Below are 21,896 nucleotides of genomic sequence, written 5' to 3' on the forward strand. Positions count from 1 at the left end.
CTAAAGAAATCGAATCAGTGGTGAAAAACACACATATGTCATGCGGCCTATAGCTGCTCGATTATAAAAAATGGATATTTTTTTGTTCAGTATAGAAAAAACCTGGTCTTCGTCAAAAAGAACCAGGTAATTAAGAAAGTTATTGTTTATTCAAATCCATATTAGTTGTCAGTCGATGAATATGAACGGCTAGATAAGCTAGTTCCTCATTAGGAATTGTCACACCGTGCAACTGTTTAAGGTAGTCCCGTACTTTGAATGAACCATTCATGGCCTTTGGGTAAATGTTCGCAATCTGTTCAAATAGTTGATCGGATTCTTCATTCAATATTTTTCCAGCATAAAAGCGTTCAGCGAAATATTTCACATGTGTGATGAATCATGAATAACGAATATCTTCTTCATCGGTTTCAATATTGTAAGCATTATGAAAACGTCCAATCATGAGAAGTTTATTCAATTTCTAAACGAGCGCCAAGAAGTAGTGGAAGCCCATCGTGTATCAGGAGAAGGATGTTACCACCTAAAAATAAAAGTGACATCTCAGGAAGAACTGAATCTCTTTCTAAATTCGATTCTTGAATACGGGAATTATACGCTTTACTTGTCTATCAACGAAATCAAGCGGCGTCTCTCGCCAATAAAAGACGTATAAAATATATCGCTAGCTGTACAAAAGTTGATAGAGACAGTTAAACACCTTAGAAAAATCATTTAATTCTATGAAAAAGCTCAAATTCTTGTGAACTGCCCCATAAAAATTGGACATAAAAAAATCTAACTTTGGGCTAACCTAAATTTTTGAGACAATATAAAAACACCTTCGCAGTGGTCCACTTTAAAAAAGTGCTGGCATCGGAGGTGTTTTTGCGTGGGCAAAAACGTATATTCAAGTGAAGTGAAGTGAAGTGAAGTGAAGTGAAGTGAAGTGAAGTGAAGTGAAGTGGGCAGTGGTGAGAGACAAACTAAGTTGTGAGTTGACGACTAGAGAGATTATGGAGAAACACGGAATCAAAAATGAATTCCAGATTCACACATGGATGAGATGGTATCGGTCCAATGAAATTTATCGATTCGGCCAACCGATCGGGAAGCAGTACACCTACGGACTCGGTCCTGATTCCGCCAGCGAGGATGACAAGAAAGAGCGTCAACTATCCCACCTGAAGACGGAGAACGAAATCTTAAAAAAATTCATGGAGATCGAAAGAGAGTTGAGAAAGAAGTAGTCCTAAAGGTTGTAGAGCTCCTGAGGAGCAAATATACAGTCACGACAATCCTACGTGTGATAGACGTTCCGCGGGCAACCTATTACCGTTGGGCCAGAGAACCGGTGAAGCACCCTTCGGTGCTAGAGCAAACAATCGTCGCAGTATGTAAGCTTACAAAGTATCGATATGGACATCGAAAGATAAAGGCCCTGTTAGAACAAACCTATGAATTGGCAGCAAACCGGAACACCGTACAGAGAATCATGAAGAAGCACCATCTCCAGTGTCGGATCAAACCCAAACGAAAATGGAAGTCTCAGGGTGAGAGTATCGTCATCGCCCCTGACCTTCTCAAGCGAGACTTCACTGCCAGTAGACCGAATAAGAAGTGGGTGATGGACATCACCTACATCCAATACGGGGGCACGACGAAGTACCTCTCCACGATCATCGACCTATTCAACAATGAGATTGTTGCCTATAAGCTATACGATCATCAACAGACGCCCCTCGTCATCGATACGTTAAGGATGGCGTTGGAGAGTCGGAACAATCCCGAAGGGGTTATCATCCATTCAGATCAAGGAAGTGTCTATACATCATATGCCTTTCAAGATTTCGTAAAGAGGAAGTATCTGACGAGCAGCATGTCTCGAAGAGGCAACTGTTGGGATAATGCGGTGATCGAATCGTTTCATTCGAACTTGAAGTCTGAGGTGTTCCAGTACGTCAAGTTCAACTCGTTAAGCGACTATGAAGTGCGTGAGCGGGTGAATAATTACTTAACTTACTACAACGAAGAACGTATCCAAGAAAAATTAGGCTACCTCACACCGATAAAATATGGTGTGGCGGTAGCCTAATCAAGGTATTTTTATTAGTGTCTCATATAGCTAGGTCAGTCTAATCTTTTCTTTTTTTTAGGTTACAAATAGTTCATTGGGTTGACACTATTCGCTGCAGAATAACTGCTGTATTTATAACTGTTTTTATGAATCTCAAAGTGCAAATGATTTCCGAACGAGTTTCCTGTATTCCCAACTGTTCCAATCTTCATACCTTTAGAGACTGTCTGACCACTTTTTACCGAAAGGCTGTTCATATGAGCATAAACGGTTACGTATTTTTGATTCTGTAGACTATGTGAAATCATAACGTGTTTACCGTATGCACCGCTGTTTTTAGATGTAATGACTTTTCCACTGGCAGAGGCGTAGACGGGTGTGCCTTTTGCTGCAGCTAGATCAACGCCATTATGGAATGTATAACCGTAAGCACCATTAGAGTTTCCGTATCCTTGGGTCAGCCGACCTTCTGTAGGAGAAGCAAAAAGAGAGTTATTATATGATGTTTTTTTGGCAACGTGGCTCTTATATTTTTTTAGGTAAGAACTATAGATATACCGTGTGTTTCCTTTGTAAAGTACTTTTGTCCAAGCTCCTTTTTTTCCTAAATAAGAAAAGGTCTGCCCAGTGTTAGTGATGCCGACAATTTTGTGATTGAGAGAAGGACCAGTCCGAACACGAAGATCGTCTGTCTTCACTTTTATGTTATATGCACTACTTGCTTCGACTTTTGGACTATGCATCGAAAAAGTTGTTGTGAGTAAGACACTAGAAGCGATAAGTATTACCTTGTTTTTCATTAGTTGTACTCCTTTAAAGATACAGTGACGAACGATTTGTTAAAAGGAGTATAGCATCACTATATTACAAAAAAGTATATCAAATTCATTTCAAAAATTGACAAGAGATTTAATCAAAAAATGCATAGTTTTTTCACAAACGGATTTTATGATAAAAGTTAAACGCATTTCTTTTTTATAAATATTCCAAAAAATAGATTTATTTTTTGTGTGTAGGAGGAATTTGATGGAATTATCTTTTTTGTTAGCTTTTGGGGCAGGGTTTTTATCTTTCATTTCGCCATGTTGTCTGGCTTTATATCCCGTTTTTTTATCTTACATTACAGGGGTTTCAGTTAGAGAGTTAAAAGAAAATGAAAAGTGGAACTGGAATGGAGTTCCCCATACATTAGTTTTCCTACTTGGATTTTCGAGCGTATTTTTAGTGATGGGTTTTTCAACGTCATACTTGGCTGATTTTTTTATAGTGTATAAAGATGTTTTACGGATGAGCGGTGCACTTATTTTATTCATATTTGGTGTTATTCTAACTGGTCTATGGACTCCAACATTTTTACTTAAAGAGCGAAGATTGAACTTAGGAACAAGAAAGCGTGGCTATATCGGAACGTTTTTGGTCGGAGTCGGATCAGCTGCTGGATGGACTCCTTGTACAGGACCAATTCTCGCTGGAGTTATTGCTTTGATTGCCACAAATCCTGGTAATGGATTTTTATATATGCTCTTTTATGTTCTAGGTTTCTCCATTCCATTTTTCTTAATGTCGTTTTTGGTCGGGAAATCAAGATATTTAATGAAGTATTCTTCAAAGGTTACAAAAATAGGTGGAGGGTTTATGATTTTATTAGGTATCATATTGTATTTCGATGGTCTAACGAAACTAACTACAATATTGATTGATTTTACAGGGTTTAGAGGGTTCTGACGCTCTATTTTCTATTTCAAGAGGAGATGCATCGTAAATGTTTCGTAAAAATGTCCTGATAATGGGAGTAGAGGAAAACTGGAAAGTGATGGAGAACATAAAACAACTTAAACCCTCAGGTATAGATATTCATATTTCTTCAAAAGAAGGATGGGTTCGAAAGCTACTTCCTGATTTTAAATATTTTGATTCATTTTCAAAAAAAGAATCAGAAGAAGGGTATATTAGTAATCTCATTGAATATTGTACTTCTCAAAAAATAGGCTGGATTATTCCTTTAAGCGAACAAGAAGCAACTACGCTATCGAAACACAAGTTAAAAATGAGAGAAAATAACGTAATGTTTATAACATCCTTTGATTTGGATAAAACAATACTTCATGATTCATTTTCGGTTCAAGGTAATACCTTTACTTACTCTTTTGACCTAATAAAGAATGCGCCTGAAGGTGTAAAGCTGGGGAAAATTGATACATATATCGATTATCGATCTGATGAAGTGATTTGCTGTTTTTATGAGAGAAGAGTATGAACGGTACCAAGATACTGTTCTTTCATACGAGGTGTTTGCCAACTCGATTTTAGAGGAGTGCGTAGCAATAATTGCTCAAAGGCTTAATATAAAGGGTTCTTTTTCTTTCGATTATCAACGTGATTCGGAGGGAATGTATACGATTACAAAAATAGAATGTTTCATGACGCATTCTACTCGTGAGGCTATTTTTAGTGATTATGATTTCGCTAATTATTTGTGGAGCAATATTCAAGGAATTGTCCTTTTAAAAGAATCAAATGATAAAAGCTCTTTTGTGTATCGCCTAAATGAAGAATACTTTCTTTTCTAAATCTCAACAGTTTGTTTTTATATGTAATCATCTTAAATGAGAAAGGTACTTTATGAATAAACTTTCATTTAAAATAACGTTATTTTATTTTTTCGGGATTCTCATGATTTTCATTCTCTCATCTGCTATTGTATACAACATTCTTGAGCATCAACAAGTAGAAAGTGAACTGGAGAGCCTTCAAGAGAGAGGCAATAGTCATCGAGATGTTCTTTCCACTAACTTCGACAAGCAAACAGTTGAACACGTTGTTTTAATGGAGGAAAAGGCGATGACTGATGTGATTATCTTAGACAAAAATAATCAAGTCGTCGATTCATCTAACGACGCTGAACAATTTTTGAACCTGGATTGGATTCAAAAAAAGGATGGAATCGTAGAAGGTAATTGGAGAGAAGGCAAATTTTTAGTGACGGTGAGTAATATTGAAGATGGCGGTCAAATAATCATGTTAGAGCCGACGAAGTATATACAGCATTTGATGGGGGAATTGAAACAACAAGTAGTGTTCTCTATATTCTTGTTAGTACTTTTTCTATTAGTAAGTGTTTATTTTTTGAGTTATATCATTATAAAGCCACTTTTATCAATGAAAGAGGCAACGGTAAAGTTAAGTAAAGGCGAGGTGCTGAAAATCAGAGAAGCTGAGAGAAGCGACGAAGTAGGAGATTTAGCACGAGCGATCACTAAGTTATCTGTTGATTTACGTCACATTCAAAATACAAGAAAGCAATTTCTGACTTCAATCACACATGAATTGCGTACGCCGATTACCTACATCAAGGGATATGCAGGACTCCTCAAAAAAGACGAATCGAGATTTGGAGATATTATCTATGAGGAATCCGAAAGACTTCAAGAACTGATTGAGGATTTGTTTGAACTTGCTAGATTGGAAGAGCCACATTTTCAAATAGATCCTCAGATTACAGAGATGAATGATTTCTTAAAACAGATCAGTGAAAGAATAATTGTTAAATTTGAGGAGAAACAAGTGAAATTAATTCTTCAAATTAATAAAACTCCCATCTACAAAGAGATAGACCAAGCTAGATTCGATCAGGTTCTCTTAAATTTACTGGATAACGCGCTAAAATATACACATGCGAACAAACGCGTATTTTTAAAACTTGATGAAAACTTTATTGAAGTTACGGATGAAGGTGGTGGTGTGGATGAACATTCACTCCCGTATCTTTTTGATCGTTTTTATCGAGTAGATTCTTCACGAAATCGTGAAACAGGAGGTACTGGGCTCGGTCTGGCTATCACGAAAGAAATAGTTGAAGCGCACAAAGGGACCATCGTAGCTATTAATGTAGAAAACGGGTTGAAGGTTGTCATTGACTTGAGGGGGATTCCAGGATGAGAACCATTGCTTTAGTAGATGATGAGAATCGAATGTTAGAACTGATTGAACTCTATCTGCAAGACAGTTATACCTGTATTAAGCTGAACAACGGAAGAGAGATATTGAACTTGATTGATGTAGATGAGCCTGACTTAATCATATTGGATGTGATGATGCCTTTAATGGATGGTTTTGAGACTTGTCAAAGGATAAGGGAAGTTTCGAATGTACCAGTCATTTTATTGACAGCACTCGACGGAAAAGAAGAAATCGTAAAAGGATTACAACTGGGAGCAGATGATTATATTGTGAAACCGTTCGACGAGGCGGAATTGAAGGCAAGAATTCAATCGATTTTCAGACGAACTACAGTTTCTTCAGGATCAAAAATCGAATCGTCGGGTCTAATCTTAAATGAAGACGCCCATGAGCTGTATTACGATAATCATTTAGTCAAAGTCACACCAAAAGAATTTTCATTACTTGCTAAATTATTAAAAAATCCAGAACGTGTCTATTCAAGAGAGGAACTGCTCTCAAGTTTATGGTTAGCAAATGAGTGGACAGATGAACGAACGGTCGATTCTCATGTAAGAAACTTAAGAGAAAAGCTTAGGAAACTCGAGTTTCCTATTGAAGAACACTTTCGCACAGTATGGGGAATTGGTTACAAGTGGGTTCCTTAAATAAGGAGAAAGAAGACAAGAGAGGAACGGTTAAAAAACCGTTCCTCTCTTGTTTATCGTTTATTCTACAGATAGTTCGTCTTCAGTCACCCATTTATGATTTTTCACTTCTTCACCTGTAGTCGATTCAAAATCAATCATATACACTGTTGTTTGCTTAGCTGAATCGATAGTGGCCGTAGCATCCTTCATTCCTTTCATATGATCCGCGTCTACTTTTACTTCATCGCCTACTTCATAAGGAGATGATTTAGGATCTACAATCTCTTCTTGAATAATCCACTTATGATCCATGACACGTTTCCCACCATTTGTAGGGTCATAAGAAATGCTATAAGCAGTAGTATCATAAGCACCTACAATTTTAGCCTCGGCCCCTTTCATGCCTTCCATATGTGCTTCTTTGATCATCGCCATGTCGCCAACTTTAAATTTAGGGTTTTTAGCCTCTTGGAGCCCTTTCGGAACCTCTTTCGATCCAGACATGTCCATCGTCGAATGATCCATACCATCCATATTTTTATCCATGCTTCCTGTTGATTTAGAATCATCACTATTGCTTCCGCACGCAGCGAGTGCTAAAGAAAGCGAAGTAGCCATAGTTGTCATAAAAATCTTTTTCTTTAATTTCATAAAAATTACCTCCAATTGCTTTTTTATGCTTTCCATAGACTCTATCACATAAATTTGCAGAAACATTGCAGAGAGCAGAAAAGTAACACATTGAAAAAAACTATAAAATTCATGGGTAGAAAGACACAGTTCTTTCACAATCATTCTTTAAGTTAAAGATAATAATTGATTGGAAGGAATGATCCATATGAAGATAACATGGTTAATCGCAACTATCGGTATCTTCACTCTCATGATTATAGTGGGCGGTTCGTATTTACTTCTTACCCGAGGTACTATGTCAAACAACAAACAGCACATGGGATCTATGATGAATGGAGGAAACACTACTACAAATCAGAATATGATGGAAGGTATGGGACATGGTGCGAGTGTCGATTTAAAATCAACTGAAGAAAAAGAGCGACGATTAAACATCCCTAAGATACTAAAAGCCGATCGTGAAACCAAGAATTCCATTCAATACACGATTGTCGCTAAACAAGGGGAAACAAAGTTCTTTCGAGATGCTAAAAAAAACTAAAACTCTAGGATATAACGGAAATTATTTAGGTCCTGTAGTGGAGTTAAAAAAAGGGAAAACAGTAACAATCCGTACGGTGAATCGCTTATCAGAAGCCACTACATCCCATTGGCACGGTCTTGTTGTACCATCATCCGTAGATGGTGGACCACATCAGGTCGTGAAAGCTGGTGAGACGAAGGTAGTAAAGTTTAAAGTGAAGCAAAATGAATCGACATTGTGGTTTCATCCACATCCAATGGGTAAGACTGCTGAACAAGTATACAAGGGGTTGGCAGGATTGTTATACGTAAAAGATGAAAAAACTAAAGAGACGATGCTACCTCATAAATATGGTGAAAATGATATTCCATTAATTCTTCAAGATCGAAAAGTTAAAAATAGGAATGTCCTTGAATATGCTGATGTAGAAAAAATAGATGGGGCTTTAGGCGATACCCTCCTCGTAAACGGAACGATTAATCCGTATTTTAACGTGAAATATTCGCAACTTAGGGTCAGGTTGATAAATGGTCCAATGCACGGAACTATGCAGTGAAGTTATCTGACGGCTCATCCTTTAAAAAAAATTGCTGATGATGGTGGTTACATCTCAAAAGCGAAAAACGTGAAAAAATTTGAATTAAGTCCAGGCGAACGTATAGAGGTATTGGTAGATTTTTCAAAAAGAAAAATTGGTGAGACTGTTTCATTTGAGACGAATGGAGTAAGGGTCGTTAACTTCAAACTGAAGGATAAACAAGGGGCGAACCTAAGTGCATTGGCGCTGAAAAATGGATATGAAAAGCCGCTAAAGACCTTGTCTACAGTGAATCAAAAATTAACTCTTTTCGGAATGGGCAAAAATGTTGAAATCAATGGGAAAAAGTTTGATAAGACGAGAATTGATATTAAGGCGAAACAAGGAGAATCGGAAATTTGGGAGGTCTATAATAAAAAAGACATGATGGGTGGAATGACTCATCCCTTTCACATTCATGGAGTCCAATTCAAAGTATTAGAGCGAAACGGACAGAAACTGGATAATCAAGAAACAGGTCTAAAAGACACTATCGCTATAAAACCAGACGAACGAGTTAAGATTCAGATGACTTTCAAGGAAAAAGGGGTATTTATGTACCATTGCCATATCCTTGAACATGAAGAGAACGGAATGATGGGTCAGTTGAAAGTGGACTAAAAAATAGGTGAATGTTTTCATCTTTTCTTCACAAACTAAGGGAATAGGCTTTGTGTAAGTCAAAAAAGACGGAAAATGGAGGTATTTTAGAATGAATACTGGACAACAAGAAATCTTAGGTGCCCTACACAACTGTATAGTGACTTGTAATGAATGCTTTGATGCGTGTTTGAGTGAACATCATGTTTCTTCGATGGCAGAGTGTATACGTCTAGACAGAGATTGTTCTGAAATTTGTAGTCTTTTAGTACAAGCTATTTCTCGAAACAGCAGCAATATTGATGTTCTTGCAAGAAGCTGTGTTGAAATTTGTGAAAGATGTGCCGACGAATGTTCGAAACATGATCATGATCATTGTAAAAAGTGCGCTGAGGCCTGTAATGAATGTGCAAAAATCTGTCGTAAATTAATTGCTTAAAGCGAAGTGTTAAAAATGAAGGAGCATCTATGTCGCCATGCCGAAAAAGGTATGAGCTAAAAAGCTGATGCTCCTTTATCTATAAAAACTACGGTACTTAGTTATGAAAAATTTCATAACCTTTATAGACCAGTAGTATGGTGAGAAAAAAGAAGGATACATAGAGAGTAACGATTAAACTCTTCATAAATGCTTTCTATATAATCAACTCCATCCTATAGTTTGAGTTGATTATATAGAAAGTTCGTGAAAATAATGAGGAAATAGATTGACAATCATTTATTATTAAAAAATTCTAATGTAAGAGGTGGTGGCTAGGATGGATAAAATATTAATTGTTGATGATGAAATAAGAATGAGGCAATTATTAAGACTTTATCTAGAACCAATAGGATATGAATGTAGTATGGCGAATAATGGGATCGAAGCTTTGGAGAAAATGAAAAAAGAAACTTTTGATTTGATTTTATTGGACGTCATGATGCCAATGTACAATGGAGTCGAAGTATGTAAGAAAATAACGGATTCTCACCCGGAAGTCCCAATCATCATGATAACGGCTCTAAATGATGCTGAATCCATCGTCAAAGGACTAGATGCTGGAGCTACAGATTATGTCACAAAGCCGTTTAATGGGGACGTACTTTTAGCAAGAGTTCGATCTGTCATGAGAAGAAAAGCAAAAGAACCCGTTATATACCACGGACTTACGTTCGATGAGAGCAACGATTTAATTGTGTTAGATGGTAAGTCGATTGATTTCACACCCAAAGCACATGCGTTACTGAGATTATTTCTTCAACATCCTGGAAGGCTATTCAACAGATTGGAGCTTTATGAATTCGTTTGGTCTTATACATCAGAATCGGATCCAAGGACAGTGGACTCTCATATTAAAATGATCAGAGAGAAGTTAAGAGAGTTAGATTATCCAATTGATAGCCACCTGAAAACAATTTGGGGGAGAGGATATCGTTGGAGTGAGGATGAAACAAAATGACACCTTTGCTATACAAGTAAAAGTGTCATTATAAAAATCATAAAGGAGTGGGTGTCGGTTTCGAGTAGCCATCTTTATACGAAGAATCGATTTCAGAACGAATATCTTTAATCGATTCTCCATCCCGTTGCTTCAAAATAGACTTTACAGCAATCTCAAGACATGTGCTGCATGTTGTTCCGTGGCTTGTCCATTTCACCGACCCATCCGTCGTATTTTCTTCTATGAAGCAATCATAATTATTTTTGTGATTGACTGTTTCACCACAGCCACAATAACAAGGCATTTTCTCTAGTAGTTTACGATTTTTTGATACAGCTTGATAAACATTTCGTACATCTTCAGGTTGAGTTTTTAAAAATGTAGGAAGTATCACCGATGATGATGTTTCTTCAATCTTGTCACCGCTCAAATGTTTCGCATGATCGGCTTCCTTTGAATGATTGGGAGTAGAAGACTTCGTCGTGTCTTGAGCACAGCCGACCGCGATCAAGGACAGGCTAATAAGGCTTACTCTTTTTAAGAGTATGTTAAGTTTCACGATTCGATTCTCCCTCGAGATAATTTTGTAGGCGCGCAAAACAAAGCGTGTGAATTAGCATTTTTCGTATTTTCTAGTAGCTCTTTTTTCTGTTCAAGATAATACCTATTCATTCATTTGACATAGTTTTCATTGATTCAGTTAATTCATGAATCGTCATCAATCGTTTGATGTATACCTCGAACTTGTCCTTCAATTCCTTTTAAAGTTCCAGTACTTGTGTTTTTCACTCTAAATAGTCTTCTTTAAACAAAGGGTCTCATTTTAAAAGATATACCCTACTTGTATGATAGTTTTTAATTTTTAGTGTGTCAAAATACATTTTATATATAAATATAATTTAAAGAAAAAACGATATGTCACTCTATATAGACACCATACACGTATATATGAACTGAACCCCGAATGATGGACACTTGAAAAAAGTGCCTCACTCGGGGTTTTTCGTGTGCGCACGAATCGCTATAATGAATTCTGAGTGTACCGCTTTTTTTAGGTTATGCCTTTTTGTGTGGACAAGCACCTAAAAGAGAGGGACCTAATATGAAAGTTGTGAAAGTTTTTAACAATAATGTCGTTTTGATTGAAAATGATAATAATGTTGAAGAAATAGTGACTGGAAGTGGCATTGGTTCGGTATTCGAGAGGGAGACACCTTGAGAGATGTCAAAATCACACAAAAGTTTGTACTAGAACAACAGGCATCTGTGCATGAGCTGGAAGCACTTCTACAACGAATCGATGTGAAGGACATCGAATTGGCCGGCGATATTCTCCAACTTTATGAAACTGAAGTAGGGAATACGGTCAACAACATGGCTCTCCTTGGACTAGGTGATCACATTAATTTTGCGGTCGAACGTGCGCGAAAAGGGATGAACTTCCGTTCTGCGTTAGAGTGGGAAATTAAGCAGTTGTATGCGAAAGAGTACTCGGTCGCATCGGCGGAGATGAGTTCGTGATCCTTTCGCCTTATCCTTTGGACTTCAAGAAAGCGACATTTAAATACGAGCTCTCAATCGGAGATGTGCCGGTGACGCTCGATGCTTCAATTGGAGAAGCTGCTTATCCGACAGACGGGGACTCACTAGAGACACTGATTTTGGTCGCAGATGATGCGATGTACATACAAAAATATACATGATTGAGTCACGACATGCCATGACTCGACAACAAAAGAGAGTGTACACGTTTCGACGTCGAAATGTATACACTCTTTTATATATCCATCAAAGTGGAGTCGAATCGATTGTCTGGAAAGCACTCTGTCCCTTTAGAAATATACACATCTCAAAGTATTGTCGTCGCTTTTGATTATATATGACCATATATCATTTTTTTGTATACAAAAATCTAGATTGATCAGGAGAGGTAATTATCGAGATTAGGCGGTACGAGCGTAAGGTTAAGAAGGGCTCGATGAACGCATCAAGGACTCTTCCAACAACCGAGACTCTTCTAATAGTTCTTTTAACGTATTGCTATACGGGTTCAATGAGATTTGAGTATGTCCGATGCTTCCAAAACTGAACGAACGCTGCATCAATACACCCAGGAATGTCAGCTTGTCTGTACTCGTGTAAAACGATACGAATTCCGGGTCGTCGCTTAGCCTCGCCAGGAGGGCAGCCTCACGTTCTTGAGGGGGAAGTTGTTGAAAGACTGGATCACCGATCGATTGATAATAGGCGTCACAAGCGTAAACTAGTGTAAATTTAAGTTCGAGAGCAGCCGCGTGGTCATAGATGAGTTCAAAATGGCGAAGGTCGTTGTCATTCACTTGTGACAGAAGATGTAAGAAGAAAGCGGACTCACTATTCGCAGCGAGTTCTGGCCGGGCGAACACTTTCGCAGAGTAGATGGCCAATAGAATGGTCGCCTGATAAGAGTGATTGATCTCCGAAATCTCTTTAGCACGGGCGATGAACAGTTTGACGACATCGTCGCATGTCTTGAACTCTTCCATGAGCCAAGACATGTTCTCGAGGGTCATATCGCCCTCCGAATACAGTTTCCATGCGAGATAGTCCATGAAGCGGTGTCGGTATCTCACATAAGGAGACTTTTCGAGCTCATCGGAAAGACTGACCGAGAGAAGTTTGATTGGGTTAGTTGCTATTTCACAAGCAAGGGCTCCGTAATGACCGAGTGACACAGCAGACTCTAAAACAAGTTTAGGGGCATATTTGACGACTTTGCGGATTGGTTTTCGTTTCTTTCCCATGTAGCATCCTCACACCTTCCTGTAAGGGCTGGTCAACAAACGATTGGACGTCAATAGTGGCCGAACAATTTTTTGAGGGACCTCCACTTCGGCGGGTAAGCATTGCTGCCGCTATAGGAACTAGTCTCCCCCCCCTTCTTACAGACCTCCAACTTCCACTGGGTCCCATCGTGAGTGATTGTTTCTGTTTCTACGAACAACTCCGGCCAGAGATGCGTCTTAAAAGAATTGAATTTCTTTAAGACTTTTGCAGAGTCATCCTGGTTGTACCAACCGGATTCTATCCGTTGTTCCTCGCCAAACGTTTGAAGAATCAAGAGTTCTCGTTTAACGAAACCGTTCGAATGAAAAGTCAAAATGGACTCGTTATAAACGCCAAAACTCCCGATCCATAGCGTCACTTTCATGATAGGGTCTGTTAGTGTTAATTCACTAAGCGGAATGGTTGGCTCTAAAGCTGAAGACTGACGACGTTTGTTCTTTAACTCTGACTCCTGAAATTCCTTCTTGTCGAGAGAATCATCTTTTTTGTGCATCCTAATTCCTCCCGTTACATAAGTTTGATGTTGTACGAAAGTCATTTGTAATGGAGAATTACATAACTGTGTAGAATAAAGGAAGTAATTATCCGAAATGACTTTTCATGGGCTCATCACCATAAGGTGTGGTTGACACATAAAATCCATCGGATTTTGAATTGAACATAGAAAAAAAGCGAAAACCCCGGTATCGTAATTGTTGCTTAGACAAACCACGATTGGAGTTTTCGCTTTGTCCCAACAGTTTATCAAATTACTTCTTCCACTTCCAGCCCTTTTTCAGATCCAAATGTCGTCAGACGAAGAACCAAACGTTTTTCCGGTCATCCCGGGTCGACATGACATCCCTTGTCCGCTGTGCCAGAGAAAGACCATCCTGCATTCGAAAAAGCGGCGTCGCTTTCGACACGGTCATGCGTGGTACGTCGGTATACTCTGGATCGAACTGGATGTCCCACGTCAAAGATGCACCTCTTGTGATTTGACGTTCGTGTATGACTACGGTCTCGGGCTCGTCCGCACTTCCACCGAGGTTTTCCGGAAAGGCATCGCAAAACGTTGCCACGGACGGACAATCTCAGATGTCGCACGCGAGTACGGTCTCCCTTATACGACGGTGGAGCGCTGGTTCTATCAGTAGCTTCGGTGGAGCGTGCAACGCATGTCTTGGTCGACGAGTTCGCCACGAGAAAGGGGCACCACTATGCGACGATTGTCCTCGATGCCAAGAGTGGCCAGCTTCTGTCCATTGTCCCGGGCCGGGACGTGGCAGCCATCACGGCAGCACTTCAAGGCATATCCGGGGATATCCGTTCTGTCGTCAGTGATTTTGCACCGGCGATGGCGAAGGCCATCAACCATGTCTTCCCGGAGGCAGAACATGTGCTGGACCGGTTCCACCTCGTCCAGTTCGTCACGGACGCCCTTCGCCGACGGCGTCGTTTTTTGAACGAGGCAAGACGCCATCACCACGTTCGCGTGATCGATCGTTCGCTCGCGCGTCGCCCGGAAACACTGACTGGGGAAGACCGGGAGGTCGTCCGTTCCTGTATTCAGGAAGATCCATTCATTCGGAACCTCTATCAAGGGCTCCAGCATATTCGGTATGTGCTGAAGGCGACGTGCGAGATACAGGCGCAACGGCGGCTGTCGGACTGGTTGGACCGTTATCAGTTCCATCCGTGCGGGCCCCTGGCGAAGATCGCGAAAGCAATCCGGGTCCGGGAGCAAGCGATGCGCCAGACCATCGTGTCAAGGCTGTCGAACGGGAAGATGGAAGGGACGAACAACAAGATCAAGCTCATCAAACGCCGTGGTTATGGCTATCGAAACCTCGAACGATTCTTTTTAAGATTGCGCCTCGAGATCGGTCGTCAAAATAGCAACCACGAGTTATGGTGATGAGCCAGAAAAAGAGGATGAATTTATCGAAGTTTTCTCAAACAGGGGGTAAAATTACAAAGAATTTTTTCTTTTGTTCTTTGCCCAGATCACTAGAAACGATAGAAAGATCAAAATAAATAAGCCGTACTGATAACCGGGAGGTATGGATTCTACAAGGCCATAAACAACAGCCACTTCAAGAGAAACGGCCGGAATTTTACCGATGGTGCTGGCAATAATGAATAAGCCACCTGGAATGGGCGTCAAGGCCGCCCCTGCTGTTACCAGACCTGATGGGACAAAAGGAATTAAGCGCAGCAAGATGATTGCCCAGAAGACGCGGCTTATTGAAGAACTCTGGATGTACCTCCAGAACGGCCGCTTTAACCACTTTGGATTAACTTTTGAAAACCCATATCGATATAGGTAAAATCCGACGATAGCGCCAAAAATCTCCCCCGACAAAGAAAGGATGACGCCAATGGTTAACCCTAAAGAACTGATATTGAGAGACGTGAGCAAAAAGCTTGGGAAAAAGCCAACTGCACCCATACTTATGTTGAAAATGAGAAGCAGCAGAAATTCTAAAACGGGGAACTGAGTGTTTATGGTATAATCCGCCTCCTGCGCTGTTTAAAAAATTGATGGTATATAAAAGTTCAGTTGAATGAAATTTTAAGATAGAGAAGAGCGTTCTATATCCGTTTTTTTCGAATTCGGTAATACACTAATCCTGAAAAGCCAACGACGAGGAGGAACAAATAGATTGAACTTAAAATCCCAGGTGGGAAAAATGTGCGAACGTCTTCAGAATTAGAAGGAAGGTTTGTCTCAGAAGCACTGACAACGGGAAACTGATAAGAAGACAAAAGAGTGCCATCCTGATCAGTAATCCTTAATAGTCCATCTTCTTTTACAGCGATTGTCACTTGCTCATCTGTTTGGTGTGTATAAAAGAAATCGCCTGGCGTAATGTATTCCACATCACCGGCAAAAAAGCTGCTTTCTTTCGGAATGCTCACTGTTTTAAAATTTTCAAATCCAAAATCCAAAAGTTGAATAGTGTCAGCATAAGCTTCTGCCTCTGTGTCGCTTTTTAAGGTGACGACAATTAAATTCAGGTTTTCTCTTTTGGCTGTCGTGGCCAGCGTGACGCCTGCTTCTGGCACAAACCCGGTTTTACCACCCGTAACGCCTTCATAAGGTTTTTCCCTTAATAGTTTGTGGTGGGTATAAAGCGTGGTATCCCAGGATTCACCGTTCCAGGGCAGTTCTTTTGTTCCAAATATTTTCATGAATTCATCGTTCTTCATCGCATATCGGGTTAACTTCGCTAAATCTTCGGCTGTCGTAACATGCTCGGGATCAAAAAGACCGTGGGGATTTTCGAAGTTCGTATTCCGCAGGCCAATTACATCTTCTAAATATAAATTCATATCAGCAGAAAATAACTCAACGCTGCCGCTGATGTGTTCAGCAATGGCGACGCCGGCATCATTTCCAGAGTTGACTAAGAGGCCCAGCAACAGTTTTTCTAAAGTCACTTGTTCTCCCTCTTCCAAATAAACACGGGTGCCTTCCGTATTGCGTGCTTTTTTACTGATGGTTACAACATCATTTAATTTTCTGTTTTCAATTGCATAAATGGCTGTGGCAATTTTTGTTAGGCTGGCAGGATACATCTGCGACTGTGCATTTTTTTCATAGAGGATTTCTCCAGTCGTTGCTTCCATGACAATAGCTGCTTCACTGGATACGTTTGGCAGGGACGGGTCATCAGTTTTACTGAAAACGGACGAAACGATTAAAGTGTTGATCATGATTAAAATGGTTGAAACAACACTTAGTTTTTTCATAACTACTCCCTCCTGAGTGATTATTTTAGTTCTGCTTTATTATATAATTGACGGTTTCCCGGTCCGAATCAGTCGGTAAATGAAAGGTTTGCTGGTATTTCTCGTGTCCTTTACCGGTAATCACAATCCAGTCGCCTTCCTTGCTTTCATGGATTGCTTGCTGAATGGCGAGTGTACGGTCTGGAACGATGCTGCCTTTTGAGTTGCCGTATGTTTCATTTAGTTGGTTTAAAACTTCCAGCATATCTCCTGGAGAAACATTGTTCAGGTCGTCCAACGTTAAAATGTAGCGGTCACTCATTTCAGCAGATATGGATAGCATGTGCTTTCTCTTGCTGGCATCTCGATTTCCACGAAAGCCGAAAATATGGGTTATTCGTTGGGCCCCTTGTGATTTTGCAGTTTCCAGGCAGTAAGAGATGGCATCCGGAGTATGGGCATAATCCACAATAACGATCGAGCCCTTGGCCAGTTTCGTGATCTCAAAGCGTCCATCGACTCCCTTGAAATGGTGAATGGAGTTTAAGAGCTTTTCTTTGGGGATACCCAGCAACAATGATGTTCCGTAGGCCATTAAGGTGTTATACATATTGTGCATTCCGGTCATGGCAGCGACCATTTGATACGTTTCGTTACTTTCAATCACCCGCATAGTGGAGGACAGTGAATGAAATTTTGCAACACGCAGGTTGCATTCAGTGGATGTGCCAATTGCATAAATCGGTTTTCCCTTTGTTTGCAGGATTCCACAGAGCTTTCGTCCCCACTCATTATCTGTATTCACTACAGCAATCCCATGTTCTTTCATCTGATTGAACATTGTAAGCTTCGCCTGAAAATATTCTTCCATGGAACTGTGATAATCCAGGTGTTCATGGTGAAGATTGAGGAACAAGCCGTAATCAAATTCAATGCCTTCTAACCGATACTGGGCCAGTCCATGAGAAGAAACTTCCATAATGACGACCTCATCCTGACTGAGGGTCAACAGTTTATGGAGAGCGAGTGAATTTGGTGTGGTGTTCGAGCTTTTCATTTTTTCGCCATTGATAATATTTTGGTTGGTACCGATGACAGAACAACTCATACCGTTGCTTTCCAGAAAGTGCTGGAGCATATAGCTCGTCGTCGTTTTTCCGTTGGTGCCCGTAATTCCAATCATTATTTTCTGGTCAGATGGACGGCCATAAAAATTCCTGGCCAGGATGCCAAGCGCTTTCCGGCTATTTTCCACCTGTAAATAAGGGACACCTAACCGGGTAATTTCTTGTTCTCCGATGACAAGGGCTGCCCCTTTTTCAATTGCCTGGTCAATAAACCCGTGACCATCAATTTCAAATCCTTTAATAGCAACAAACACAAAACCTTTTTCCACATCGCTTGAGTTATCGGCAATCCCCTTGATGTCTAATTCTAATATTCTGGAATCTAATCGGGAGATTAGACCGGATTCGTTCAAAAGCTGATTTGTTTTCATAGATTTGGTGACCTCTCTAAAACTATTTAAATTTGATTTATTCTATTATAAAAATGTTGAAAAAATGTGCAGAATTTATACGGGAAGCCTAACTACTAAAACTTAATGTTTTTGTAATACAAACGAAATCGAATCCTTTATGAACCATTACAGATAAAAACCCGGGATCTTGTTGACAAGATCCCGGGTTTTGGCGCTTTTATTCGGGTGACAGTTCGCTTTCAGTCACCCATTTATGATTGGTGACTTCCTCGCCTCCGGTGGTCGGGACGAAATCAACCATATAGACGGTCGTTTCTTCGGTAGAATCAACCGTAGCCGTTGCGCCGTCCATTCCCTCCATATGGTCAGCGGCAATGGTCGCTTTATCGCCCGTTTCCAATGGTTCATCACCTGGATTTTCCAATTCTGCGTGAATCACCCATTTGTGATTATCAACCGGCTCGCCTCCGTCCGTCGGCGTATAGGTCACTGCATAGGCGGTTGTATCATAAGCCCCGACAATTGTGGCTTCAGCACCTTTCATGCCTTCCATATGATCGGTTTCAATAATCGCCTGGCTTCCAACTTCAAAGGTTGGATTTTCGGCTTCCTGCAAATCATCCGGGACTTCACCTGAACCGGAATAGAAGAAACTGCACAGAAAATCAAGAATTAATCGGTAAACTGGATTGGTTGACGTCTTCTGGAACGGTTAAGCAAGCACGGGGAAGTAGAAGTTAAGAGAGGGGCTGTATTTAATTTTACATACCTTGAAATTCCCCGAGTCTTATATAGAAAATTTCATTTGATTCCTTAAGGGATACAAAAATGATAAAGAAGAGGATTCAACTTACTGTAATAGGAGGTGTACAAGTGGCGGAAATTAGTTTGTATCTTGCGTTTGGCGCAGGGCTTTTATCATTTATCTCTCCATGCTCCCTTCCTTTGTATCTGGCTTTTTTATCCTACCTTACTGGAGTTTCAGTCAATGAGTTAAAGACGGGCAAGGGAATGATGAGGAGCACGGCTTTGATTCATACGGTTCTATTTTTGATAGGTTTCTCCATCATTTTTTAGCGTTGGGCTTGTCGACTTCGCTTATCGGAAACTTCTTCTTGGAATATCAAGTTCTTCTACGTCAATTGGGCGCTATTTTGATGGTGTTTTTTGGCTTGGTCCTAACCGGTATTCTGAAATTCGACTTCCTGCTGTCGGATAAGAAATTACAGTTCCAGAAAAGGCCCTCCGGATACGCGGGTTCTGTTCTGATCGGCATTGGCTTTGCAGCTGGATGGACCCCGTGTACCGGTCCCATACTTGCAGGAGTTATTGCACTCGGAGTAGCGGATCCGGACAGTGGCTTACTCTATATGCTGTTTTACGTTCTGGGATTTTCCATTCCTTTTCTCTTGATGTCGTTTTTTATTGAGAAAATGACTTTCTTGAAGAAGAAGAGCGCTCTTTTCATGTCAATAGGAGGAGCATTAATGATTCTGATGGGCGTTTTACTTTACTTTGACATGCTGACAGAAATCATCGCTTTTTTATCGCAATTTACGGGTGGATTTACAGGGTTTTAATGGACTCAACCCAGCATCTAGGAAGGACGTGACAGTGTATGGCTGCTAAAAAGGATAAAAAGAGAAATCGCTTGATTATGAGGACAAGTATTTGTTCATTCTGGTTGTCGCTATTGCATTTACCATCTACAACGGATTAACAAAAGAGAAAAACGAATTGCTGCAAGTTGGAGATTCGGCACCCGATTTTGCGTTGACGGATTTGAACGGGGAACGGCATCAGCTGTCTGAGTACAAAGGGCAGGGGGTGTTCGTGAACTTTTGGGGTACTTGGTGCAAACCGTGCGAAAAAGAGTTCCCGCTGATGGAAAAGCAGTACCAGGTATACAAGGATCAAGGTGTGGAGATACTCGCTGTCAATATTGCGCAATCCGATTATGAAGTGAGACAATTTGCTGAACAGCGAAATTTAACGTTCCCGATTGTTATCGATAAGGACAAAAGTGTTATGGAAGCTTATAATATCCGTCCATTGCCGACTACTCTGTTAGTCAATCAAGAGGGCAAAATCGAGAAAATTATTACGGGTGAAATGTCCGAAGAGGATATCGCGAGTTATATGGAACAGATCAAACCGTGCTGATACCTCTGAATTTCCCAAGCATAATGCGGGCCACGTTATTTTGAAAAATGCTGCAAAGAAAAAACGAGAAAAAAACATTTCTTTAAAGTGGACTAACCGAAAGAAAAGAAATGTCAGGTGTAGAAAATTTATAAATAAAAATCAGGCAAAGATCCTCCACCGGACCGATTGGAAGGATTATTCCTTTTGGGTCAATTGTAGAGGGAATGGATTAGCTGTTTTGAAATCAAGATATCTGCACAAAAAGTCGAAACTTTTTCGTTAAACTTTAAGAATGTTATACTTATAAAAAATAAAAAATGACATATTCGGAGGGCATCTACATGAAAAAAAAGAGAATAGGAACGGCAGTGCTGTCGGCTTTTCTTTTGCTGGCAGGCTGCAGCAATGATACAACGGATTCATTTGAAGTGCCGTTTGAAGGGGAACTGAACCATGTTCATGGGATGGGTTATGCAGGAAATGAGAACGGACTGTATTTTGCCTCGCATACCGGGCTGAAAATTTACCGGGAAGAGGGCTGGTTCGAAACGGCGGATAATTTTCATGATTATATGGGCTTTAATGCAACAAATGAAGGATTTATTACGTCGGGCCACCCAAGTGCAGACTCAGAATTACCCAATCCCCTAGGGATACAGCGAAGCATCGACAGCGGTAAATCGATTGAAGAGATTGCATTTCAAGGAGAAACGGATTTTCATGCCATGGCGGTGGGATATAACAGTAACGACATTTTCCTAATCAATCCGGCCAAGAATTCCCTATTGGAAGCCGGCGTATATAAAAGCGGTGATGAAGGCGAATCATGGAAAACTGTGAAGGCTGAAGGGCTGGAAGGCGAAGTGACTTCGCTCGCTCTTCACCCGGCTGACTCAAACTTCGTCGCTGCAGCTACGGCTGCAGGGATTTATTTCTCACGGGATGGCGGAGAAAATTTTAAAGCCATTACAGACGGAAGTGAAACAGGCACAGCGGTGCATTTCACCGAAGACCATTTGTACTTCGGAAGCTACGGGACAGCGGCGGCTCTGGTGAAGTATACTATGGAAAATGAAGAACTCGAGCCGGTGGATACACCGGACCTTTCACAAGATGCCGTCGCTTTTATTGCACAAAACCCGATGGATGGAATGGAACTGGCGATCTACACATTTGAAGGCAATGCCTACTTGTCGGAAGACGGATTACAGACCTGGAAAACGCTGCTGGAAGAGGGAAAAACCAAGTAGAAACCAGCTAGCCGTTTGAAAGACGAACCGAATCCAACAGCTTTCGGCAGCAGTCTTTGTCTTGATTGCTGCTAACCAATCG

29 protein-coding genes and 3 pseudogenes are annotated in these 21,896 nt (G+C 40.5%); 21 read left to right on the forward strand and 11 right to left on the reverse strand.

The window, feature by feature from the left end:
* Positions 1-139: 139 nt before the first annotated feature.
* Positions 140-367, reverse strand: coding sequence for a PRD domain-containing protein (locus KNP72_RS15920; protein WP_270810937.1), 228 nt, complete (start codon positions 365-367; stop codon positions 140-142).
* Between the two features lie 60 nt (positions 368-427).
* Between KNP72_RS15920 and KNP72_RS14395 the strand changes: the two genes are divergently transcribed.
* The 3 genes from KNP72_RS14395 (at position 428) to KNP72_RS14405 (ending at position 2,074) form a co-directional block, all read left to right on the forward strand.
* Entirely contained in the window at positions 428-655 is a 228-nt protein-coding gene (locus tag KNP72_RS14395; protein WP_214686849.1) for an Lrp/AsnC ligand binding domain-containing protein, read from the forward strand.
* Positions 656-1,040: 385 nt separating this feature from the next.
* Positions 1,041-1,229 (forward strand): hypothetical protein, encoded by a 189-nt coding sequence (locus tag KNP72_RS14400; protein ID WP_214834133.1) that lies wholly within the window; start codon positions 1,041-1,043, stop codon positions 1,227-1,229.
* A complete protein-coding gene (locus tag KNP72_RS14405; protein WP_353048463.1) occupies positions 1,193-2,074 on the forward strand; it encodes an IS3 family transposase in 882 nt (293 codons plus the stop codon). The genes KNP72_RS14400 and KNP72_RS14405 overlap by 37 nt, the downstream gene beginning before the upstream one ends.
* 62 nt (positions 2,075-2,136) lie before the next feature.
* Here KNP72_RS14405 and KNP72_RS14410 read toward each other — a convergent pair whose 3' ends face one another.
* Entirely contained in the window at positions 2,137-2,856 is a 720-nt protein-coding gene (locus tag KNP72_RS14410; RefSeq protein ID WP_214834136.1) for a peptidoglycan DD-metalloendopeptidase family protein, read from the reverse strand.
* Positions 2,857-3,082: 226 nt separating this feature from the next.
* Between KNP72_RS14410 and KNP72_RS14415 the strand changes: the two genes are divergently transcribed.
* From KNP72_RS14415 to KNP72_RS14435, 5 genes are read left to right on the forward strand one after another with little or no spacing between them, the layout of a single operon-like run.
* Positions 3,083-3,781: a cytochrome c biogenesis CcdA family protein gene (locus KNP72_RS14415; protein ID WP_285222577.1), complete on the forward strand. Its 699-nt coding sequence runs from the start codon at positions 3,083-3,085 to the stop codon at positions 3,779-3,781.
* A 37-nt stretch (positions 3,782-3,818) separates the two neighbouring features.
* Complete coding sequence (locus KNP72_RS14420) at positions 3,819-4,313, forward strand: hypothetical protein (RefSeq protein WP_214720054.1); 495 nt, start codon at positions 3,819-3,821, stop codon at positions 4,311-4,313.
* The gene (locus KNP72_RS14425) at positions 4,297-4,626 is read left to right on the forward strand and encodes a hypothetical protein (RefSeq protein ID WP_214720053.1); all 330 of its coding nucleotides are present in this window, start codon (positions 4,297-4,299) and stop codon (positions 4,624-4,626) included. Before KNP72_RS14420 ends, KNP72_RS14425 begins: the two co-directional genes overlap by 17 nt.
* Positions 4,627-4,678: 52 nt before the next feature.
* Entirely contained in the window at positions 4,679-5,995 is a 1,317-nt protein-coding gene (locus tag KNP72_RS14430) for a sensor histidine kinase (RefSeq protein WP_214834139.1), read from the forward strand.
* Positions 5,992-6,663 carry a response regulator transcription factor gene (locus KNP72_RS14435; RefSeq protein WP_214720051.1) on the forward strand — a complete coding sequence of 224 codons (672 nt, stop codon included), beginning with the start codon at positions 5,992-5,994 and terminating at the stop codon, positions 6,661-6,663. Before KNP72_RS14430 ends, KNP72_RS14435 begins: the two co-directional genes overlap by 4 nt.
* Before the next feature lie 60 nt (positions 6,664-6,723).
* On the opposite strand, the gene KNP72_RS14440 is transcribed toward KNP72_RS14435, so the two are convergent.
* Positions 6,724-7,296 carry a YdhK family protein gene (locus KNP72_RS14440; protein WP_214720050.1) on the reverse strand — a complete coding sequence of 191 codons (573 nt, stop codon included), beginning with the start codon at positions 7,294-7,296 and terminating at the stop codon, positions 6,724-6,726.
* Between the two features lie 187 nt (positions 7,297-7,483).
* On the opposite strand from KNP72_RS14440, the gene KNP72_RS14445 reads away from it, so the two are divergent.
* The 5 genes from KNP72_RS14445 to KNP72_RS14465 all read left to right on the forward strand — a co-directional run bounded on the left by KNP72_RS14445 (position 7,484) and on the right by KNP72_RS14465 (position 10,417).
* Positions 7,484-7,819, forward strand: a complete 336-nt coding sequence (locus tag KNP72_RS14445) for a hypothetical protein (protein ID WP_214686842.1) — start codon at positions 7,484-7,486, stop codon at positions 7,817-7,819.
* The gene (locus KNP72_RS14450) at positions 7,803-8,357 is read left to right on the forward strand and encodes a multicopper oxidase domain-containing protein (protein ID WP_214720049.1); all 555 of its coding nucleotides are present in this window, start codon (positions 7,803-7,805) and stop codon (positions 8,355-8,357) included. The genes KNP72_RS14445 and KNP72_RS14450 overlap by 17 nt, the downstream gene beginning before the upstream one ends.
* Before the next feature lie 69 nt (positions 8,358-8,426).
* The gene (locus KNP72_RS15925) at positions 8,427-8,999 is read left to right on the forward strand and encodes a multicopper oxidase family protein (protein WP_214720048.1); all 573 of its coding nucleotides are present in this window, start codon (positions 8,427-8,429) and stop codon (positions 8,997-8,999) included.
* 91 nt (positions 9,000-9,090) lie between these two features.
* A complete protein-coding gene (locus KNP72_RS14460; protein WP_214720047.1) occupies positions 9,091-9,417 on the forward strand; it encodes a four-helix bundle copper-binding protein in 327 nt (108 codons plus the stop codon).
* Positions 9,418-9,736: 319 nt separating this feature from the next.
* On the forward strand, positions 9,737-10,417 hold the full coding sequence (locus KNP72_RS14465; RefSeq protein ID WP_214720046.1) for a response regulator transcription factor: 681 nt from the start codon (positions 9,737-9,739) through the stop codon (positions 10,415-10,417).
* Positions 10,418-10,454: 37 nt separating this feature from the next.
* Here the strand turns inward: KNP72_RS14465 and KNP72_RS14470 are convergent, their stop codons facing one another.
* On the reverse strand, positions 10,455-10,958 hold the full coding sequence (locus KNP72_RS14470) for a PCYCGC motif-containing (lipo)protein (RefSeq protein WP_214684186.1): 504 nt from the start codon (positions 10,956-10,958) through the stop codon (positions 10,455-10,457).
* A gap of 543 nt (positions 10,959-11,501) precedes the next feature.
* On the opposite strand from KNP72_RS14470, the gene KNP72_RS14475 reads away from it, so the two are divergent.
* From KNP72_RS14475 to KNP72_RS14485, 3 genes are read left to right on the forward strand one after another with little or no spacing between them, the layout of a single operon-like run.
* A complete protein-coding gene (locus KNP72_RS14475; RefSeq protein ID WP_081828354.1) occupies positions 11,502-11,618 on the forward strand; it encodes a CAT RNA binding domain-containing protein in 117 nt (38 codons plus the stop codon).
* Complete coding sequence (locus KNP72_RS14480) at positions 11,615-11,920, forward strand: PRD domain-containing protein (protein WP_051638972.1); 306 nt, start codon at positions 11,615-11,617, stop codon at positions 11,918-11,920. Before KNP72_RS14475 ends, KNP72_RS14480 begins: the two co-directional genes overlap by 4 nt.
* Before the next feature lie 17 nt (positions 11,921-11,937).
* Complete coding sequence (locus tag KNP72_RS14485; RefSeq protein WP_235263542.1) at positions 11,938-12,102, forward strand: hypothetical protein; 165 nt, start codon at positions 11,938-11,940, stop codon at positions 12,100-12,102.
* A gap of 261 nt (positions 12,103-12,363) precedes the next feature.
* On the opposite strand, the gene KNP72_RS14490 is transcribed toward KNP72_RS14485, so the two are convergent.
* The 3 genes from KNP72_RS14490 to KNP72_RS14500 all read right to left on the reverse strand — a co-directional run bounded on the left by KNP72_RS14490 (position 12,364) and on the right by KNP72_RS14500 (position 14,184).
* Positions 12,364-13,182 carry a hypothetical protein gene (locus KNP72_RS14490; protein WP_214720045.1) on the reverse strand — a complete coding sequence of 273 codons (819 nt, stop codon included), beginning with the start codon at positions 13,180-13,182 and terminating at the stop codon, positions 12,364-12,366.
* Positions 13,183-13,232: 50 nt separating this feature from the next.
* Positions 13,233-13,718, reverse strand: a complete 486-nt coding sequence (locus KNP72_RS14495; protein WP_214720044.1) for a hypothetical protein — start codon at positions 13,716-13,718, stop codon at positions 13,233-13,235.
* Positions 13,719-14,016: 298 nt separating this feature from the next.
* Positions 14,017-14,184, reverse strand: coding sequence for a hypothetical protein (locus KNP72_RS14500; protein WP_214720043.1), 168 nt, complete (start codon positions 14,182-14,184; stop codon positions 14,017-14,019).
* 27 nt (positions 14,185-14,211) lie between these two features.
* Here KNP72_RS14500 and KNP72_RS14505 point away from each other — a divergent pair, with 27 nt between their 5' ends.
* Together KNP72_RS14505 and KNP72_RS14510 are read left to right on the forward strand one after the other, a co-directional pair.
* Complete coding sequence (locus KNP72_RS14505) at positions 14,212-14,361, forward strand: helix-turn-helix domain-containing protein (RefSeq protein WP_353048091.1); 150 nt, start codon at positions 14,212-14,214, stop codon at positions 14,359-14,361.
* A gap of 5 nt (positions 14,362-14,366) precedes the next feature.
* A complete protein-coding gene (locus KNP72_RS14510) occupies positions 14,367-15,122 on the forward strand; it encodes an ISL3 family transposase (protein ID WP_214720041.1) in 756 nt (251 codons plus the stop codon).
* Positions 15,123-15,176: 54 nt separating this feature from the next.
* Here KNP72_RS14510 and KNP72_RS14515 read toward each other — a convergent pair whose 3' ends face one another.
* The 4 genes and pseudogenes from KNP72_RS14515 to KNP72_RS14530 all read right to left on the reverse strand — a co-directional run.
* Positions 15,177-15,656, reverse strand: a complete 480-nt coding sequence (locus tag KNP72_RS14515) for a TVP38/TMEM64 family protein (RefSeq protein ID WP_214686824.1) — start codon at positions 15,654-15,656, stop codon at positions 15,177-15,179.
* Between the two features lie 143 nt (positions 15,657-15,799).
* The gene (locus KNP72_RS14520; RefSeq protein ID WP_214720040.1) at positions 15,800-16,960 is read right to left on the reverse strand and encodes a D-alanyl-D-alanine carboxypeptidase family protein; all 1,161 of its coding nucleotides are present in this window, start codon (positions 16,958-16,960) and stop codon (positions 15,800-15,802) included.
* Between the two features lie 25 nt (positions 16,961-16,985).
* Positions 16,986-18,437 (reverse strand): UDP-N-acetylmuramoyl-L-alanyl-D-glutamate--2,6-diaminopimelate ligase, encoded by a 1,452-nt coding sequence (locus KNP72_RS14525; RefSeq protein WP_214686820.1) that lies wholly within the window; start codon positions 18,435-18,437, stop codon positions 16,986-16,988.
* 199 nt (positions 18,438-18,636) lie between these two features.
* Positions 18,637-19,062, reverse strand: a pseudogene (locus tag KNP72_RS14530) (YdhK family protein); the annotation flags it as partial.
* 230 nt (positions 19,063-19,292) lie between these two features.
* Here KNP72_RS14530 and KNP72_RS14535 point away from each other — a divergent pair.
* From KNP72_RS14535 to KNP72_RS14545, 3 genes and pseudogenes are all read left to right on the forward strand, one after another.
* Positions 19,293-19,999, forward strand: a pseudogene (locus KNP72_RS14535) (cytochrome c biogenesis CcdA family protein).
* A 38-nt stretch (positions 20,000-20,037) separates the two neighbouring features.
* Positions 20,038-20,582: pseudogene (gene resA / locus KNP72_RS14540) on the forward strand (thiol-disulfide oxidoreductase ResA).
* Between the two features lie 323 nt (positions 20,583-20,905).
* Complete coding sequence (locus KNP72_RS14545; protein WP_029595519.1) at positions 20,906-21,814, forward strand: F510_1955 family glycosylhydrolase; 909 nt, start codon at positions 20,906-20,908, stop codon at positions 21,812-21,814.
* The last annotated feature ends 82 nt before the right edge of the window (positions 21,815-21,896 follow it).

It is taken from the genome of Exiguobacterium sp. s152 (assembly GCF_018618335.1).
In the GTDB taxonomy this organism is placed as follows: Bacteria; Bacillota; Bacilli; order Exiguobacteriales; family Exiguobacteriaceae; genus Exiguobacterium; species Exiguobacterium chiriqhucha.